This window comes from Parachitinimonas caeni, assembly GCF_030129945.1.
Taxonomy (GTDB): domain Bacteria; phylum Pseudomonadota; class Gammaproteobacteria; order Burkholderiales; family Chitinimonadaceae; genus Parachitinimonas; species Parachitinimonas caeni.
Window position 1 is genome coordinate 1 of sequence record NZ_JARRAF010000207.1, and the last position, 407, is coordinate 407.

General features: G+C 52.1%; 1 protein-coding gene. It reads right to left on the minus strand.

What is annotated here, in order from left to right; genetic code table 11:
- A partial coding sequence (locus PZA18_RS24335; RefSeq protein WP_308447463.1) for an RCC1 domain-containing protein occupies positions 1 to 281 on the minus strand: 281 nt, incomplete at its 3' end.
- Positions 282 to 407: the final 126 nt, after the last annotated feature.

Sequence of the window (407 nt, forward strand, 5' to 3'; positions counted from 1 at the left end):
AGTGCCAGTTGATGCCATGAGCTAGAGATAATATCTTGATAGCCCGTTCCCAATCGTTTGGCGGCAACCTTCGGATTTGAACTCATTTGCCAGAGTTCGCCGTCATGCGACAAAGCGAAAACCGATTCATTGGTGTTCGCAGCAATCTTTCTCCAGCGTTTCTCCGTCCCAATCTGACGAGGGGATCGCGGTGACGGACAGTAGAATCCATCATCCCAGGTCCATACACTTCCATCCATCTTCAATGCGAAGAGCTCTGAAGAGTAAAAGGCGGCAATCACTTGTGCCCAATCATTGGTCGGCGACAGCTGGATGGGCTGTCCTCGAGGGCGGCGAGGTTCAAAATCGACATTCCCGATTCCCCACCCCCAGAGACTATGGTCTTTCCGGATTGCCAATGAACAGCC